16 protein-coding genes and 1 pseudogene are annotated in these 17250 nt (G+C 67.1%); 12 read left to right on the top strand and 5 right to left on the bottom strand.

The window, feature by feature from the left end:
* Positions 1-370 precede the first annotated feature (370 nt).
* Positions 371-643 (top strand): hypothetical protein, encoded by a 273-nt coding sequence (locus WIX39_RS22920; protein WP_409195919.1) that lies wholly within the window; start codon positions 371-373, stop codon positions 641-643.
* A gap of 137 nt (positions 644-780) precedes the next feature.
* Here WIX39_RS22920 and WIX39_RS22925 read toward each other — a convergent pair whose 3' ends face one another.
* The 5 genes from WIX39_RS22925 to WIX39_RS22945 form a co-directional block, all read right to left on the bottom strand.
* Positions 781-2217, bottom strand: coding sequence for an aldehyde dehydrogenase family protein (locus WIX39_RS22925; protein WP_285414458.1), 1437 nt, complete (start codon positions 2215-2217; stop codon positions 781-783).
* A 13-nt stretch (positions 2218-2230) separates the two neighbouring features.
* Positions 2231-3556, bottom strand: coding sequence for a glucarate dehydratase (gudD, locus tag WIX39_RS22930; protein WP_409195920.1), 1326 nt, complete (start codon positions 3554-3556; stop codon positions 2231-2233).
* Between the two features lie 8 nt (positions 3557-3564).
* A complete protein-coding gene (kdgD, locus tag WIX39_RS22935) occupies positions 3565-4476 on the bottom strand; it encodes a 5-dehydro-4-deoxyglucarate dehydratase (RefSeq protein WP_081268616.1) in 912 nt (303 codons plus the stop codon).
* 56 nt (positions 4477-4532) lie between these two features.
* Positions 4533-5522: a Bug family tripartite tricarboxylate transporter substrate binding protein gene (locus tag WIX39_RS22940; RefSeq protein WP_106933835.1), complete on the bottom strand. Its 990-nt coding sequence runs from the start codon at positions 5520-5522 to the stop codon at positions 4533-4535.
* A 112-nt stretch (positions 5523-5634) separates the two neighbouring features.
* The gene (locus WIX39_RS22945) at positions 5635-6480 is read right to left on the bottom strand and encodes a FadR/GntR family transcriptional regulator (protein ID WP_106933834.1); all 846 of its coding nucleotides are present in this window, start codon (positions 6478-6480) and stop codon (positions 5635-5637) included.
* A 231-nt stretch (positions 6481-6711) separates the two neighbouring features.
* Between WIX39_RS22945 and WIX39_RS22950 the strand changes: the two genes are divergently transcribed.
* The 11 genes and pseudogenes from WIX39_RS22950 to WIX39_RS23000 all read left to right on the top strand — a co-directional run.
* Positions 6712-7527 carry an NAD-dependent epimerase/dehydratase family protein gene (locus tag WIX39_RS22950; RefSeq protein ID WP_409195921.1) on the top strand — a complete coding sequence of 272 codons (816 nt, stop codon included), beginning with the start codon at positions 6712-6714 and terminating at the stop codon, positions 7525-7527.
* The gene (locus WIX39_RS22955; protein WP_409195922.1) at positions 7517-8407 is read left to right on the top strand and encodes an SMP-30/gluconolactonase/LRE family protein; all 891 of its coding nucleotides are present in this window, start codon (positions 7517-7519) and stop codon (positions 8405-8407) included. The genes WIX39_RS22950 and WIX39_RS22955 overlap by 11 nt, the downstream gene beginning before the upstream one ends.
* 38 nt (positions 8408-8445) lie before the next feature.
* Positions 8446-9426 (top strand): TRAP transporter substrate-binding protein, encoded by a 981-nt coding sequence (locus tag WIX39_RS22960; RefSeq protein WP_409195923.1) that lies wholly within the window; start codon positions 8446-8448, stop codon positions 9424-9426.
* Positions 9427-9490: 64 nt separating this feature from the next.
* Positions 9491-9979, top strand: coding sequence for a TRAP transporter small permease (locus WIX39_RS22965; protein ID WP_081268610.1), 489 nt, complete (start codon positions 9491-9493; stop codon positions 9977-9979).
* A 6-nt stretch (positions 9980-9985) separates the two neighbouring features.
* On the top strand, positions 9986-11281 hold the full coding sequence (locus WIX39_RS22970) for a TRAP transporter large permease (protein ID WP_081268609.1): 1296 nt from the start codon (positions 9986-9988) through the stop codon (positions 11279-11281).
* 15 nt (positions 11282-11296) lie between these two features.
* Complete coding sequence (gene garD / locus WIX39_RS22975; RefSeq protein WP_409195924.1) at positions 11297-12871, top strand: galactarate dehydratase; 1575 nt, start codon at positions 11297-11299, stop codon at positions 12869-12871.
* 23 nt (positions 12872-12894) lie between these two features.
* Entirely contained in the window at positions 12895-13656 is a 762-nt protein-coding gene (locus WIX39_RS22980) for an SDR family NAD(P)-dependent oxidoreductase (protein WP_106933829.1), read from the top strand.
* A 52-nt stretch (positions 13657-13708) separates the two neighbouring features.
* Positions 13709-14689 carry a tripartite tricarboxylate transporter substrate binding protein gene (locus tag WIX39_RS22985; RefSeq protein WP_409195925.1) on the top strand — a complete coding sequence of 327 codons (981 nt, stop codon included), beginning with the start codon at positions 13709-13711 and terminating at the stop codon, positions 14687-14689.
* Positions 14690-14718: 29 nt separating this feature from the next.
* Positions 14719-15714: a Bug family tripartite tricarboxylate transporter substrate binding protein gene (locus tag WIX39_RS22990; protein ID WP_409195926.1), complete on the top strand. Its 996-nt coding sequence runs from the start codon at positions 14719-14721 to the stop codon at positions 15712-15714.
* Positions 15715-15829: 115 nt separating this feature from the next.
* Positions 15830-16681 (top strand): archaetidylserine decarboxylase, encoded by an 852-nt coding sequence (gene asd / locus WIX39_RS22995; protein WP_409195927.1) that lies wholly within the window; start codon positions 15830-15832, stop codon positions 16679-16681.
* Between the two features lie 179 nt (positions 16682-16860).
* Positions 16861-17163: pseudogene (locus WIX39_RS23000) on the top strand (winged helix-turn-helix transcriptional regulator); the annotation flags it as partial.
* Between the last annotated feature and the right edge of the window lie 87 nt (positions 17164-17250).

Below are 17250 nucleotides of genomic sequence, written 5' to 3' on the forward strand. Positions count from 1 at the left end.
TTGCTCCGCGAATGTCCCCCGGCCTTCGGCCTCCTCCTTTATTTCGCTGCGCAAGGCACCCCATCGGCCTGATCGTTGAGCGCCGCTGTGGAAGCTGCATTTGTTGGCGGTTGGCGAGACTTCGTGCAGCGCGGTGCGGCTGTTTCGCCCGGTTCTTCTCTAGAGTGAATGCCCCTGTCACTCCACACCCCGCTAGGGGGGGCAACTCCACAACCCACTTGTATGTTCGAAGGCTGCTTGCCTCGCGGCAGGTCGTCGGTGCGACAGCAGCGATGCAAATGCGAGGTATCAAAAGGCGACGGCTGAGGTGTTACGAGCACCCCAGCCGTCTAACCAAGTTCGTGCATCACCGTGAAGGAACCGCACAAAAATGGCTACCAAGACTATAGCCCGGCCTCGCACGCCGGCATCTCCCGAAGACACCGCCCAAGACCCCGCGGATCTTTTCGAAAACACCCTCTCCCAACTCGAAGCCCTGCTGTGGGTGTGCCACGGCGAAGAGATCGACTGGTGCAGCGACGACGGGCGCAGGCAGCTGGACAACCTGCTCTGGCTAGCGGTCGACCTGGCTCGCAAAGCGGCCCAACTGTTTCAGCTGAACGAAAAGGCGCGCAGCGCAGAACCCGGAACTGGCTCGGCTTGAAAGCCCAAGCTGCGTCCCTGTGCGCAGGGCGTCGGGTGCTCCCCGCAGCGAAATAAAGGAGGAGGCCGCAGGCCGGGGGACATTCGCGGAGGGGAGTACCCGATGGCCTGTGCACGCGCCCTGAACGAACGAACGAATCAGGCCAGCGTATAGGCAGTCTTCACAGTCGTGAAGAATTCCTGCGCATAACGCCCCTGCTCGCGCGGACCGTAGCTCGAGCCCTTGCGGCCGCCAAAGGGCACGTGATAGTCCACCCCAGCCGTCGGCAGGTTGACCATCACCATGCCGGCCTGGCTGTGGCGCTTGAAGTGCGTGGCGTACTTCAGCGACGTGGTGGCGATGCCGGCCGACAGGCCGAACTCGGTGTCGTTGGCGGTGGCCAGTGCTTCCTCGTAGTTCTTCACGCGAATCACGCTTGCCACCGGGCCGAAGATCTCTTCCTTGTTGATGCGCATGCCTGCCGCCGATTCGCTGAAGAGCGCCGGCGACATGTAGTAGCCGTCGGTCTCCAGCTTCAGCAGCTCGCCGCCGGCCGCCAGCGTGGCGCCCTCGCCCTTGCCGATGGAGACGTATTCCATGTCCTGGTCGAGCTGCGACTTCGACGAGACCGGGCCCACGTCGGTGCCTTGCGCGAGCGCGTCGCCCACCTTGATCTTCGCCATCCGTTCCTTCATGGCGGCGATGAACTTCGGATAGATGCCCTCCGTGACGATGAGGCGGCTCGACGCGGTGCAGCGCTGGCCGGTCGAGTAGAACGCGCTCTGCACGCTCAGCTCCACGGCCTGTGCGAGGTCGGCGTCGTCCAGGATCACCTGCGGGTTCTTGCCGCCCATTTCGAGCTGCACCTTCTTGTGGTTGGTGACGCACTGGATCGCGATGTTGCGGCCCACGCCCACCGAGCCGGTGAAGCTGATCGCGTGGATGCCCGGATGATTGACCAGCGCATTGCCGATCACGCTGCCGCGCCCCATCACCAGGTTGAACACGCCGGCCGGAATGCCCGAGCGGCTGATGATCTCGCTCAGCGCCCAGGCGCTGCCCGGCACCAGGTCGGCGGGCTTGAGCACCACGCAATTGCCGAATGCCAGCGCGGGCGCGATCTTCCAGGCCGGAATGGCAATGGGAAAGTTCCACGGCGTGATGAGGCCGACCACGCCGACCGGCTCGCGCGTGATCTCCACGCCGATGTTGGGCCGCACCGACGGCAGCACCTCGCCCGACAGGCGCAGGCATTCGCCCGCGAAGAACTTGAAGATCTGGCCTGCGCGCGTGGCCTCGCCGATGCCTTCGGCCTTGGTCTTGCCTTCTTCGCGCGCCAGCAGCGTGCCCAGCTCTTCCTTGCGCGCGAGGATCTCGTTGCCGATCTTGTCGAGCGCGTCGGAGCGGGCCTGGATGCTGCCCGTGGCCCATGCCGGAAAGGCTGCGGTAGCCGCCGCGACGGCAGCGTCCACGTGGGCGGCATCGCCCTGCGTGTACTGGCCGAGCACGTCGGACAGGTTGCTCGGGTTGACGTTGGGGCTGTAGCTCGCGCCGGCACGCCATTCGCCTGCGATGAGGTTGTCGAAGTTCTGCATGAGGGTTGTTCCTTCAGCGGACCATGCACGGTCGCTTGTTGTCGAAAGTCCAGTCGGGGATCAAGTATTGCATCGCCTGCGCATCGTTGCGAGCGCCAAGGCCGTGCTTCAGGTACAGCTGGTGCGCCTTCTCGACCTCGTCCATGTCCAGCTCCACGCCCAGGCCCCCGCGCGTGGGCACCTTCACGAAGCCGCCTTCGATGCGCAGCGGCGCCTTGGTCAGGCGCTGGCCGTCCTGCCAGATCCAGTGCGTGTCAATGGCCGTCACCTTGCCCGGCGCGGCAGCGGCCACGTGCGTGAACATCGCGAGCGACACGTCGAAGTGGTTGTTCGAATGCGAGCCCCAGGTCAGGCCCCAGGCCTGGCACAGCTGCGCCACGCGCACCGAGCCCTGCAGGGTCCAGAAGTGCGGATCGGCCAGCGGAATGTCGACCGACTGCAGCGAGAGGCTGTGCACCATCTCGCGCCAGTCGGTGGCCACCATGTTGGTCGCGGTCGGCAGGCCGGTGGCGCGGCGGAACTCGGCCATCACCTCGCGGCCGGAGAACACGCCTTCGGCACCGCAGGGGTCTTCGGCATAGGCCATCACGCCGTGCAGGTCGCGGCACAGGCGAATGGCGTCCTGCAGCAGCCAGCCGCCGTTCGGGTCGAGCGTGACACGCGCTTGCGGAAAGCGCTCGTGCAGCGCGCGGATGGCCTCGACTTCTTCTTCGCCGCGCAGCACGCCGCCCTTGAGCTTGAAGTCGGTGAAGCCGTAGCGCGCATGCGTGGCCTCGGCCAGGCGCACGATGGCTTCGGGCGTCATGGCTTCTTCATGGCGCAGGCGGAACCAGTCGTTGTCGGCGCCGGGGTCGCTCTCGTAGGGCAGGTCGGTCTTCTTGCGGTCGCCCACGTAGAAGAGGTAGCCGAGCATCTGCACCGCATCGCGCTGCTGGCCTTCGCCGAGCAGGGCCGCCACGGGCACTTCGAGGAACTGGCCGAGCAGGTCGAGCAGCGCGGCTTCAACGGCCGTTACCGCGTGGATGGTCACGCGCAGGTCGAAGGTCTGCAGCCCGCGGCCGCCGCTGTCGCGGCCGGCAAAAGCGCTGCGCATGCTGTTGAGCACCGCGTTGTGGTTGCCGATGCGCTGGCCCACGATGAGGCCGCGCGCGTCTTCCAGCGTCTGGCGGATCTTCTCGCCGCCGGGCACCTCGCCCACGCCGGTGCGCCCGGCGCTGTCGGTCAGGATCAGCAGGTTGCGCGTGAAGAACGGGCCGTGCGCGCCGCTGAGGTTCATCAGCATGCTGTCGTGGCCCGCAACGGGAACCACGCGCATCGCGGTGACGGTGGGCGTGCTCATGGCCCGGCTCACTGCGGGCCGAGCGCGTCGATGAGCGCCTTGAGCTGCTCCATCTCGGCCGGCTTCAGGTCGGTGAGCGGCGCGCGCACGGGGCCGGCGTCGTGGCCGACGATCTTTGCGCCGGCCTTCACGATGCTCACCGCGTAGCCCGGCACGCGGTTGCGCAGCTCGAGGTAGGGCATGAAGAAGTTCTTCAGCAGGCGGTGCTGCGTGGGCAGGTCGTCGGCGGCCACGGCCTTGTAGAAGTCCATGGCGGTCTTCGGAATGAAGTTGAAGACGGCCGAGGAATACACCGGCGTGCCCATCGCCTTGTAGGCGGCGGCATAGACCTCGGCCGTGGGCAGGCCGCCCAGGTAGGCGAAGCGGTCGCCCATCTTCTGGTAGATGGCGACCATGGCCTCGATGTCGCCGATGCCGTCCTTGAAGCCCACGAGGTTGGGGTTGCGCTCGGCCAGGCCGGCCAGGGTGTCGGGCTTGAGGCGGCTGGTGGCGCGGTTGTAGACGATCACGCCGAAGTTCACGCTCTTGCACACGGCCTCGACGTGCGCGGCCAGGCCTTCCTGGCCGGCTTCGGTGAGGTAGTGCGGCAGCAGCAGGATGCCGTGCGCCCCGGCCTTCTCGGCTGCCTGCGCGCACTGGATGGCAAAGCGCGTGGGACCGCCGGCACCGGCAATGATCGGCACCACGCCGCGGCAGGTGTCCACCGCCGTCTTGATGATGCCGGGGTACTCGTCGCCGGTGAGCGAGAAGAATTCGCCCGTGCCGCCGGCCGCGAACAGCGCGCTGGCGCCGTAGGGGGCGAGCCACTCGAGGCGCTTCTCGTAGCTGCTCTTGTTGAAGTCCCCGTTCGCGTCGAAGTCGGTCAACGGGAACGAAAGCAGGCCGGAGCCCATGATGGTCTTGAGTTCTTGCGGGTTCATGGGAAAGAGTCCAGTGAAGTTTTGAATGAGAAAGAAAAGGGGTGCGAAGCGGCCGGTCAGTCGAGCCTGACGTTCGCTTCCTTGACGACCTGCGCCCAGCGCGCGCGCTCCTTGGCGAAGAACTGGTCCTGCTCCGGCGCGGCCATGGTCACGACTTCGGCGCCCTGCCCGGCGAGCCGGGCGCGGATGTCGGGCGTGCGAATGATGCGCACCAGCTCGCGGTTGAGCCGCGCGATCACGGCGTCGGGCACGCCGCGTCCCGCGACCACGCCCTGCCAGGTGCCCGACTCGTAGCCGGGGGCGCCCTGCTCGGCGATGGTCGGCACGTTGCCGATCAGCGGCATGCGCGTGGCCTTGGACACCGCGATGAGCTTGAGCTTGCCGGCCTGCACCTGCGGATAGGTGGCGAGCATGCCGTTCATCAGCACCTGCGTCTGGCCCGCGACGGTGTCGAGCACCGCCTGCACGCCGCCCTTGTAGGGCACGTACTCCCACTTGGCGCCCACCTTGCGCTGCAGTTCGATGCCCGCTAGATGCGCGGTGCTGCCGCTGGCGGTGACGGCGAAGTTGAGATCGCTTTTCTTCGAGAGCTCGACCAGCTCCTTCAAGGTGTTCGCCTGCACCGACGGGTGCACCACCAGCAGGTGCGGCGAGTAGGCCAGCATGGCCACGCCGCGCAGGTCTTTCGACGGGTCGAACGGAAGCTTGGGGTACAGCGAGGGGCTGATGGCCAGCGCACCCAGGTCGCACAGCATCAGCGTGTAGCCGTCGGCCGGCGCCTTGGCCAGCAGGTCGGCGCCGAGGTTGCCGTTGGCACCGGCGCGGTTGTCGACGATGACCGACTGGCCGAGCGCCTCGGACAGCGGCTGGCTGATCGCCCGCGCAATGATGTCGGACGAACCGCCCGGCGGGTACGGAACGATGAGCTTGAGCGGCTTGGACGGCCAGTTGCCGCCACTGCCCTGCGCAAGAACCCGCGCGGGCAGGCTCGCGGCCAGTGTCGTGGCAAGTGCGGCCCCTAGCGCGCCGCGTCGGTTGATGGTCATGCTGTCTCCTTTTGTTCGCTGGCTGTCGTGACTGAGCCTGATATCCCAATCAAGTTATCAGTCATCGTACAACCACCAAAACAAGTTGTCCAGCCGGGACAACAAGAAAAACTCAGCTCGAGGTGGCGTTGTCAGCCGAAGCAGCACCGTCAGCGGTGACGGCATCGGCTTTCGCCTTCTGCTGCTGCGCGGCCTCTTGCGCCATGCGCAGGCGCTCGCGGCTGTTTGTCAGGTGGATGCGCATGGCCGCGCGGGCCGATTCGGGGTCGCGGCGCGCAATGGCCGCGTAAATTTCTTCGTGCTCGCGGTTCACGCGGCTCAGGTAAGGCGCCCCGCCCTCGTGCGTGCGGATCGCGCTGATGCGGGTGCGCGGAATGAGGGTGGTCCCCAGGTGCCTCATGATGTCCGCAAAGTAGGGATTGCCGGTCGATTCGGCGATCTGCAGGTGGAAGCGGAAGTCCGGCCCCACGGTGTCGCCCGCCACGACCACGTTGTGCTCGAAGTCGTCGAGCGCCTGCCGCATGGCCACCAGCTGCTCGTCGGTGCGGCGGCTGGCGGCAAGGCCGGCCGACTCGGTCTCCAGGCTGATGCGCAGCTCGAGCACGGCCAGCACGTCGACCGAAGCAGCGATCTCGCCGGGGTCGAGGCGGAACACGCCGCCCGTGCGCGGCTGCAGCACGAAGGTGCCCACGCCGTGCAACGTCTCGACCAGGCCGCCGGCCTGCAGCTTCGACAGCGCCTCGCGCACCACGGTGCGGCTCACGCCGTAGGCCTGCATGATGGCCGACTCGGTCGGCAGCTTGTCGCCGGGCCGCAGCGACTGGTTGCGGATCTTCTCGCCCAGGTCTTCCACCAGCCCATGCGCGAGGCCGCGTGCGCGCTGGCGCGGACGCCCCACGAACGCCGCTTCCGCCGGCGCTTCCGATATCGAGGGATTACCCGCAGTCGACTGAACCATGGTCACGATGATAATCCCCAAACTAGTTGTACGACAACAGATAACCCAACACTCAATAACCCCTGGCAGCCGCCGGCCGATCCGCCAGCGGCTTCCCGGTTTCCACGGCACCGACATGCAGCGCCCTTTCGACCTCGCCCTGCCGGCATCGTACCGGCCGCTGCCGTCGGCAAGACACCGCGACGGCGGGCTGCCGGAAACCGCAACCACTGCGTGCACGGACGGGCAAAGATGAAAGACAACAAGATGAACCGCCTCCTGCTGACCGGCGCCGCCGGCGGCCTCGGCAAGGTGCTGCGCGAGCGCCTCAAGCCATTCGCCGAGGTGCTGCGGCTCTCGGACATCGCCTCGCTGGCGCCGGCCGCCGATGCGCACGAGGAAGTCGTGCCCTGCGACCTGTCGGACAAGGCGGCGGTCGATGCGCTGGTGGACGGCTGCGACGCCATCGTCCACCTGGGCGGCGTGTCTGTCGAGCGGCCGTTCGAGGAAATCCTCGAAGCCAACATCAAGGGCGTGTTCCACATCTATGAGGCCGCGCGCCGCCACGGCGTGAAACGCGTGGTGTTCGCCAGCTCGAACCACGTGATCGGCTTCTACAAGCAGAGCGAGCACATCGACGCGCATGCGCCGCGCCGGCCCGACGGCTACTACGGCCTGTCGAAGTCCTTCGGCGAGGACGTGGCGCAGTTCTACTTCGACCGCTGGGGCATCGAGACCGTCAGCATCCGCATCGGCTCCTCGTTCCCCGAGCCGGCCAACCGCCGGATGATGAGCACCTGGCTCAGCTACCACGACCTGACCGCGCTGATCGAGAAGTCGCTGTTCACGCCGGACGTGAAGCACACGGTGGTCTACGGCATGTCGAACAACCGCGACGTGTGGTGGGACAACAGCGCCGCCGCGCACCTGGGCTTCCTGCCGCGCGACAGCTCGGAAGTGTTCCGCGACAAGGTCGAGGCACAGCCGCCCGTCGCGCCGACCGACCCGAACGCCATCTACCAGGGCGGCGCCTTCACGGCACAAGGCCCGTTCGGCGATGAGCGCTGAACTCGTTCTCGACGCGCGCAACGGCACCGGCGAAAGCCCGGTGTGGCATGCGCGCGAACAGGCGCTCTACTGGGTCGACATTCCGGCGCGCACGCTGAACCGCTGGCATGCGGGCGAAGGCCACGCGAAGTGGACCGCCGGCGAAATGATCGCCTGCATCGCGCCGCGCGCAGACGTGCCGGGCGAATGGATCGCCGGCATGGAAAGCGGCCTGTTCTCGCTCAAGCCCCAGGCCGACGGCACGCTGGCCGCCTCGTCTTTGGCGCCCGTCGAGCACGCCGCCCCGGCCATGCGCTTCAACGACGGCCGCTGCGACCGCCAGGGCCGCTTCTGGGCCGGCACGATGCTGCTCGACATGGCGGCGGGCGCACGCGTGGGCCGGCTCTACAGCTACGGCAGGGGCGACAGCAGCGCCGCCCTGCGCCTCGACGACCTCGTCGTGCCCAACGGCCTGGCCTTCAGCCCCGACGGCCGCACGATGTATCTCTCGGACTCGCACCCCACGGTGCAGGCCGTCTGGGCCTTCGACTACGACACGGAAACCGGCACCCCCGGCAACCGCCGCCTGTTCATCGACATGAAGCCCCTGCCCGGGCGCCCCGACGGCGCGGCCATGGACACCGACGGCTGCTACTGGATCTGCGGCAACGACGCCGGCCTGGTGCACCGCTTCAGGCCCGACGGCCGGCTCGACCGCTCGCTCGAAGTGCCGGTGAAGAAACCCGCGATGTGCGCCTTCGGCGGCGCCGGGCTCGACACCCTCTTCGTCACCTCCATCCGGCCCGGCGGCATCGACCTGTCGGACCAACCACTGGCCGGCGGCGTGTTTGCGCTGCGGCCCGGCGCACAGGGCATGCCCGAGCCGGCCTTCGGCGCCTGAACCCTTTTCAACAACCACCAAAGCAGAGGACGAGACAAATGAAATTCGCAAAGAAGACACTGATCGCACTTTCCGCGTGCGCAGCAGCCGCGCTGACCGCCATGGCTGCACACGCCACCGAGTTCCGTTCGGCCGACATCCACCCCGACGACTACCCCACCGTGACCGCGGTGAAGTTCATGAGCGAGCGCCTGAAGGCGCTGTCCGGCGGCAAGCACAGCATCAAGGTGTTCAACAACAGCTCGCTCGGCAGCGAGAAAGACACGATCGAGCAGACCAAGATCGGCGCGCTGCAGATGGTGCGCGTGAACATCGCGCCCATGAACAACATCTGCGCCGAGACGCAGGTGCCCACCATGCCCTTCCTGTTCCGCTCGGTCGACCACCTGCACAAGGTGCTCGACGGTCCGATCGGCGAAGAGATCCTGAAGTCGTGCGAGAAGCAGGGTTTCGTGGGGCTGGCCTATTACGACAGCGGCGCGCGCTCGATGTTCACGGCCAAGAAGCCGGTGCGCAGCTTCGCCGACATGAAGGGCCTGAAGGTGCGCGTGCAGCAGTCCGACCTGTGGGTGTCGATGCTCGAGGCCATGGGCGCCAACGCCACGCCGATGCCCATGGGCGAGGTCTACACCGGCCTGAAGACCGGGCTGATCGACGCCGCCGAGAACAACTACCCCACGTACGAAAGCGCGCGCGCCTTCGAAGTGGCCAAGTACTACAGCAAGACCGAGCACTCGATGGCGCCCGAGATGCTGCTGTTCTCCAAGCGCGTGTGGGACAAGCTCTCCGCCGAAGAGCAGGGCTGGATCCGCCAGGCCGCCAAGGAATCGGTGCCCTACATGCGCAAGCAGTGGGAAGAGCGTGAAGTGAAGTCGCTCGCCACGGTGAAGGCCGGCGGCGCCGAGATCATCGAAGTCGACAAGGCCCCGTTCCAGGCCGCGATGAAGCCGGTGTACGACAAGTTCATCACCGACGCGAAGCTGAAAGACCTGGTCAAGCGCGTGCAGGACACGAAGTAAGCCCGCCCTCGTCGGCTCGACCCGCTTCCCTCCTTCCCCCTCGGGGGAAGGGCAAAGAAAATCTATGTACACCAAACTTTGCCGCACCCTCGCACGTGCCTGCATGTGGTTGGGCATCTTCGGTCTCGTCGCGGTGATCTGCGCCGTGAGCTGGCAGGTGTTCGGCCGCTACGTGCTGAACAACACCCCCACCTGGGCCGAAAGCCTCGCGCTGCTGCTGGTGCTCTACGTCACCATGCTCGGCGTGGCTGTGGGCGTTCGCGACGCGGGCCACATCGGGCTCGAATCCTTTCTCGTGCTCGCACCCGACTGGTTGCGGCTGAAGATGGAATACCTCATCCACGCACTGATCCTGCTGTTCGGCGTTGCCATGGCATGGAACTGCGCCTCGCTCGCCGAATCGGTGTGGGACTACAGGTTGCCCACGCTCTGGATCTCGGAGGGGTGGAAATACGTGCCCGCCGCCATCTCGGGCGTCCTCATCGTGATGTTCTCCATCGAACACATCATCGCGCTCGCCCAAGGCCGCGAAGTCGAACCTGCCTGGGCCTGAGCCACTATGACCATTCCCCTGCTCATTCTCTGCCTCTCGTTCACGCTCTTCCTGCTGCTGGGCGTGCCGGTCGCTTTTTCCATCGGCCTGTCGGCACTGGCCACGCTGCTCTATGAAGGCCTGCCGCTGGCCGTGGGCTTCCAGCAGATGACGTCCGGCATGGGCATCTTCTCGTTCCTCGCCATCCCGTTCTTCATCTTCGCGGGCGAGCTGATGCTCTACGGCGGCATCGCTGACCGCATCGTCAACCTGGCGCGTGACCTCGTGGGCCACGTCCGCGGCGGGCTCGGCATGTCGAACGTGGTGGCCTGCACGCTGTTCGGCGGCGTCTCGGGATCGCCCGTGGCGGACGTCTCGGCCATGGGCGCCGTGATGATCCCGATGATGAAGAAGGAGGGCTACCACGCCGACTACGCCGTCAACGTGACCACCCATGCGGCGCTGGTCGGCGCGCTGATGCCCACCAGCCACAACCTGATCATCTATTCGCTCGCAGCCGGCGGCAAGGTGTCGATCGCGGCGCTGATCCTGGCGGCCCTGCTGCCGGCCGCCGTGCTCACCATCAGCAACCTCGCAGCCGCCTACCTGGTGGCGGTGAAGCGCGGCTATCCGGCCGGCAGCTTCCCGGGCTGGTCCATCGTGGCGCGCTCGTTCGCGGCGGCGCTGCCGGGCCTGTTCATCGTGGTGCTGATCCTGGGGGGCATTCTTTCGGGCGTGTTCACGGCCACCGAATCGGCCGCGGTCGCCGTGCTGTATGCGCTGGGCCTCACGATCTTCGTGTACCGCACGCTGAAGTGGGAACACTTCATCAAGGCGGCCTCGAAGGCGGTGCGCACCACCGGCGTGATCCTGCTGCTGATCGGCATCTCCAGCACCTTCGGCTACCTCATCAGCCTGTACGGCGTGGCCGAGCTCACGGGCCAGATGCTGTCGCAGGTGACCAGCACGCCCTGGGTGATCTTCCTGCTGATCAACATCATCCTGTTCGTGCTCGGCACCTTCCTGGACATGGCAGCCACCATCCTGCTGTGCACGCCGATCTTCCTGCCCATCGCCCAGCACTACGGCATGACCTCGGTGCAGTTCGGCATCGTGATGCTGATCAACTGCGCGCTGGGCCTGAACACGCCGCCCGTGGGCACGACGCAATTCGTCGGCTGCGCGATCGGCGGTGTGTCGGTGGGAACGGTGATGCGCACCATCTGGCCGTTCTATGGGGCATTGATCTTTGCGCTCGGTGTGGTCACATTCGTGCCAGCCTTCTCGACCTGGCTGCCCAGCATGTTCATGGTGGTGAAGTAAGCAAAGGAAACCGCGATGCCCGAAAGCTCACGTCCACCGCTCTACATCCGCATCCACGCCAACGACAACGTGGCCATCGTCGCCAACGACGGCGGCCTGAAGGCCGGCGCCGAGTTCGCCGACGGCCTGCGGCTGGTGGACAACGTACCCCAGGGCCACAAGGTCGCGCTGGTCGACCTGGCCGAAGGCGACGCCATCCGCCGCTACGACGTGGTGATCGGCTATGCGCAGAAGGCGCTGCCGCGCGGCAGCTGGGTGCACGAGCGCGTGATGCGCATGCCGCTGGCACCCGAGCTCGACGGCCTGCCCATCGCGACCGTCAAGCCCCCCGCCCTGCCGCCGCTGGAGGGCTACACCTTCGAGGGCTACCGCAACGCCGACGGCTCGGTGGGCTCGCGCAACATCCTCGCCATCACCGAGACGGTGCAATGCGTGGCCGGCGTGATCGACTTCGCGGTGCAGCGCATCAAGGCCGAGCTGCTGCCCAGGTACCCGAACGTGGACGACGTGGTGGCGCTGGCGCACGGCTACGGCTGCGGCGTGGCCATCGACGCGCCCGACGCCATCGTGCCGATCCGCACGCTGCGCAACATCAGCCTCAACCCGAACTTCGGCGGCGAGGTGATGGTGGTGAGCCTGGGTTGCGAGAAGCTGCAGCCCGAGCGGCTCCTGCCGCCGGGCAGCATTCCCATCGTCGACAAGCGCGGCGAAACCGAGGGCGACGCGGAACTCGACGTGGTCTGCCTGCAGGACGACGAGCACATCGGCTTCATGTCGATGATCGATTCGGTCATGCGGCAGGCCGAGGTGCACCTGGCGCGCCTGAACGCACGCCGCCGCGAGACCGTGCCGGCCAGCGAACTGGTGGTGGGCGTGCAGTGCGGCGGCAGCGACGCGTTCTCCGGCGTCACCGCGAACCCCGCCGTGGGCTTCTGCACCGACCTGCTGGTGCGCGCGGGCGCCACGGTCATGTTCTCGGAAGTGACCGAGGTGCGCGACGGCATCGACCAGCTCACCTCGCGCGCCTCCACGCCGGAGGTGGCCGAAGCCATGATCCGCGAGATGGCCTGGTACGACGCCTACCTGCAGAAGGGCCGCGTCGACCGCAGCGCCAACACCACGCCGGGCAACAAGAAAGGCGGCCTGTCGAACATCGTCGAGAAGGCGATGGGCTCCATCGTCAAGTCGGGCTCGGCGCCGATCACGGGCGTGCTCGCGCCGGGCGAGAAGGCCACGCAGAAGGGCCTGATCTATGCGGCCACGCCGGCCAGCGACTTCATCTGCGGCACGCTGCAGCTGGCGGCCGGCATCAACCTGCATGTGTTCACCACCGGCCGCGGCACGCCTTACGGGCTGGCCGAAGTGCCGGTCATCAAGGTCGCCACGCGCAGCGACCTGGCGCGCCGCTGGCACGACCTGATGGACGTGAACGCGGGCCGCATCGCCGACGGCGAGGCCACCATCGAAGACATCGGCTGGGAAATGTTCCACCTGATGCTCGACGTGGCCAGCGGCCGCAAGAAGACCTGGGCCGAGCACTGGAAGCTGCACAACGCGCTGGTGCTTTTCAACCCGGCGCCGGTGACCTGAACAACCCCGTACGGAGCACACACATGGAAGACCTCAAGGACAAGACAGCCCTCGTCACCGGTGCCAGCACCGGCATCGGCGCTGCTGTGGCCATTGCCTTCGCGGCGCGCGGCATGCGCGTGGCGGTGCACTACAACAGCTCGGCGGCCGCGGCCAACCAGGTGGTCGAGACCATCCGCGCGGCGGGCGGCGCGGCAGTGGCCGTGAAGGCCGACGTGCGCGACACCGGCGCGATCCGCGACAGCGTGAAGCAGACGGTGGCCGAGTTCGGCGGCATCGACGTGCTGGTCAACAACGCCGGCAGCCTGGTCAAGCGCGTGCCCATCGCCGAGTTCGACGACGCGCTGTTCGACGAGGTGATGCACATCAACGCGCGCTCGGTGCTCGCCTATTGCCGCGAGGTGGTGCCGCTGATGCGCTCGCAGGGCGGCGGCAACATCATTAACGTGACCTCCGTCGCGGCGCGCACCGGCGGCGGGCCGGCCGCGTACCTGTACGCGGGCTCCAAGGGCTTCGTGAGCACGGCCACGCACGGCCTCGCGAAGGAACTGGTGGGCGACCGCATCCGCGTGAACGCGGTGGCGCCGGGCGTCATTCAGACGCCGTTCCAGGACCGCTTCTCGACGCCCGCGATGCTCGACAACTTCCGCGCCAGCATTCCCATGGGCCGCCTCGGCGAGCCCGAGGAGTGCGTCGGCGCTTTCCTGTATCTCGCCTCGGACCAGCTCTCGGGCTATGTCACGGGGCAGGTGATCGAAGTGAACGGGGGGCAGTACATGCCCTGACCGCGAACGCTTTTTTCCAGCAACAGCAAGACCAACAACGGAGACGAGACAGATGACGACGAAATTCCTGCGCAAGCTCGCGGCCCTCTCGGGCGCGGTCGGCCTTGCATTCGGCCTTGCGGCGCCCGCCGCGCAAGCAGCCGGCAACGACTACCCGAACCACACGGTCGAGCTGGTCGTGCCCTACCAGCCCGGCGGCGGCACCGACGCGCTGGCCCGCGCCTTCGCCGACGCGAGCCGCAAGCACATGTCCGAGAGCATCGTGATCGTGAACCGCCCCGGCGCCGGCGGCGCCATCGGCTGGAACGAGGTGATCCATTCGCGGCCCGACGGCTACAAGCTGGCCGTGCTCACGGTCGAGCTGCTGACGCTGCCGCACCTGGGCCTGGCCAAGTTCAACTACGACGACTTCCAGCCGATCGCGCAGCTCAACGCCGACCCGGCCGCCATCACGGTGAAGGCCGACTCGCCCTACAACACCATCGAGGAATTCCTGGCCGCGGCCAAGAAGAAGCCGGGCGAGCTGGGCGTGGGCAATTCGGGCACCGGCTCGATCTGGCACCTGGCCGCATCGGCGCTGGAGGACAAGACCGGCGCCAGGTTCAACCACATCCCGTTCCAGGGCGCGGGCCCGGCCGTGCTGGCGCTGCTCGGCGGCCACGTCGACGCGGTGGCCGTGAGCCCGGCCGAGGTGTCGACCTACGTTCAGGCCGGCAAGCTCAAGATGCTGATGGTGATGGCCGACAAGCGCCTGGCCGCCTTCGACAAGGTGCCGACCGCCAAGGAGCGCGGCATCGACATTTCCATCGGCACCTGGCGCGGCCTCGGCGCGCCGAAGAACACGCCGCCCGAAGTGATGGCCAAGCTGCGCGACATCGCCGCCAAGACCGCCAAGGAGCCGCTGCTGCGCGAGGTGATGGACAAGCAGAACCTGGGCTACGCCTACACCGACGGCGCCGCCTTCAAGGAAACGCTGGCCAAGGACAACGAGTACTTCAAGGCGCTGATCACCAAGCTCGGCATCAAGCCCTGAGCCGCGCTGAAATCAAAGGAGACAAGACCATGCAACGCCGCACACTCATCCGCACCGCCCTCGCCTCTTCGCTCGCCGCCGGTCTTCCGGCAGCCTTCGCGCAGGGCGGCGGCAACTGGCCGACGGGCAAGGCCATCACCTACCTCGTGCCCTTTCCCGCGGGCGGCACGACCGACGTGCTGGGCCGGCTCATCGCGCAGAAGCTCGGCCCGGTGCTGGGCACGAGCGTGATCATCGACAACAAGGGCGGCGCCGGCGGCAGCGTGGGTTCGGAGGTCGGCGCACGAGCCGCGCCGGACGGCTTCACGCTGGTGGGCGGCACCATCAGCTCGCACGCCATCAACGTGAGCCTGTATCCCAAGATCGGCTACGACCCGATCAAGTCGTTCGCGCCTGTGACGCTGATCGGCACCAACCCGGTGGTGCTGGTGGTGAGCCAGAACAGCCCTTACAAGACGCTGAAGGACATCCTGGAGGCCAGCAAGGCCAAGTCGGGCGGGCTGTCGTCGGCCTCGGCGGGCACGGGCACTTCGCAGCACCTGGCGCTCGAACTGCTGGCCTACAAGTCGGGCGTGAAGTTCACGCACATTCCGTACAAGGGCAGCGGCCCGGCGATCCAGGACGCGATCGGCGGCCAGGTCGACATGATGTTCGACACCACGGTGGTGGCCGGCCCGCACATCCAGAGCGGCAAGCTGCGCGCCATCGCGGTGACGTCGTCGAAGCGGCTGGCCTCGCTGCCCGACGTGCCGACGATCGCGGAGTCGGGCCTGCCGGGCCTGAAGGACTTCGAAGTGGTGTCTTGGCAGGCGATCTTCGTGCCCGCCGCCACGCCGGCGCCCGTGGTCGACCGGCTGCACACCGAGATCCGCAAGATCCTCGCGACACCCGAGATGCAGGACAAGCTCAAGGGCTTCGGCATGGAGCCGGCCGACCTGACGACCACGCAGATCGCGGCCTTCCAGAAGGCCGAGGTGGAAAAGTGGGCGCAGGTGATCAAGGCCGCGGGAATCAAGGCCGACTAGCACGCAACGCCGCGCCCGTGGCCCGCGTGGCCAATACCGAGGGAAGCTTCCTAGGCCCCGCCCGGGAAGCCCTTTATAGAATGCCCCTCCAATTCGCATTCCAGGCCCCCACCACGTGTCCGACCGCTCCGCCGTACTGCCCCAATACCTGTTCCCCAAGCAGGCCCTGACCAATTTCGCCGGCTGGGTCGCGGGCAAGGAGCGGGGGGCGGTCACGACGTGGATCATCCGGCGTTTCGTGGCCAAGTACGGCGTGGACATGGGCGAGGCGCTCGAGTCGGACATCGAGCACTACAAGAGCTTCAACCAGTTCTTCACGCGCGAGCTCAAGCCGGGCGTGCGCCCGCTCGCGCAGGCCGACCTGACCTGCCCGGTGGACGGCGCGATCAGCCAGTTCGGCCCGATCCAGGGCGACCAGATCTTCCAGGCCAAGGGCCACAACTACACGACCACCGCCTTGGTCGGCGGCGACGCCACGCTGGCGGCCAAGTTCGCGCACGGCAGTTTCGCGACCCTCTACCTCAGCCCGAAGGACTACCACCGCATCCATATGCCCTGCGACGGTCGGCTGGTGCGCATGATCCACGTGCCGGGCGACCTGTTCTCGGTGAACCCGACCACGGCGCGCGGCGTGCCAGGCCTCTTCGCGCGCAACGAGCGCGTGGTGTGCGTGTTCGAGTCGGCGCACGGCCCCTTCGTGCTGGTGCTGGTGGGCGCCACCATCGTCGGCAGCATGGCCACGGTGTGGCACGGCGTGGTCAATCCGCCGCGCGTGGGCGAACTGCGCGAGTGGAGCTACAACGACCAGCAGATCGACATCCGCAAGGGCGACGAGATGGGCCGTTTCTTGCTCGGCTCGACGGTCGTCATGCTGTTCCCGGCGCCTGCGCTGGCGTTCAACCCGGACTGGTCGCCAGGGCGCGCGATCCGGCTGGGCGAAGCCATGGCCAATTACTCCAATTTGTGAGGCTTTGTCTCACAACCCGCATGCCGCTTGCGTTCACAGCTATAAAACTAGTAGCATCACGATCCTTTGCGCTATAGTCGTCTGCCACCCTGACGGTTCATAACCACATACAAGAGAACGCGCGCCATCGCCCCTGCCCCCAGGTCGGCGGCCCGCCCAGCTTCGAGGAGATGATGTCGATGAGTACCAAGGAAAACGCAGCCGTCAGCCAGCTGCTCGCCCTGCTCGAAGCCCGCTACGCACTGCGCGTGCTCTGGGCGCTGCGCGACGGTCATGCCCAGACTTTCCGCCTGCTGCAGGACAGCGTGGGCGGCATCACTCCCAACACGCTCAACACCCGCATCAAGGAACTGCGCGAAGCCGGCATCGTCGGCCACGGCAGCGACGGCTACAGCCTCACGCTCAGCGGACAGGACCTGCTCAAGCGGCTGTCCGACCTGCAGGCGTTTGCCGGCAAGTGGCAGCTGGGGCAGATCAAGAAGGCGGCAGCGCCGGCAGTGCCCGCGCCCGCCGCTGCCGTCCCCGCGCCGGAGCCGCAAACCCCGGCCGCGGCGCCCGCTCCCACACCC

Source organism: Variovorax sp. AB1(2024) (assembly GCF_037482385.2).
Classification (GTDB): domain Bacteria; phylum Pseudomonadota; class Gammaproteobacteria; order Burkholderiales; family Burkholderiaceae_C; genus Variovorax.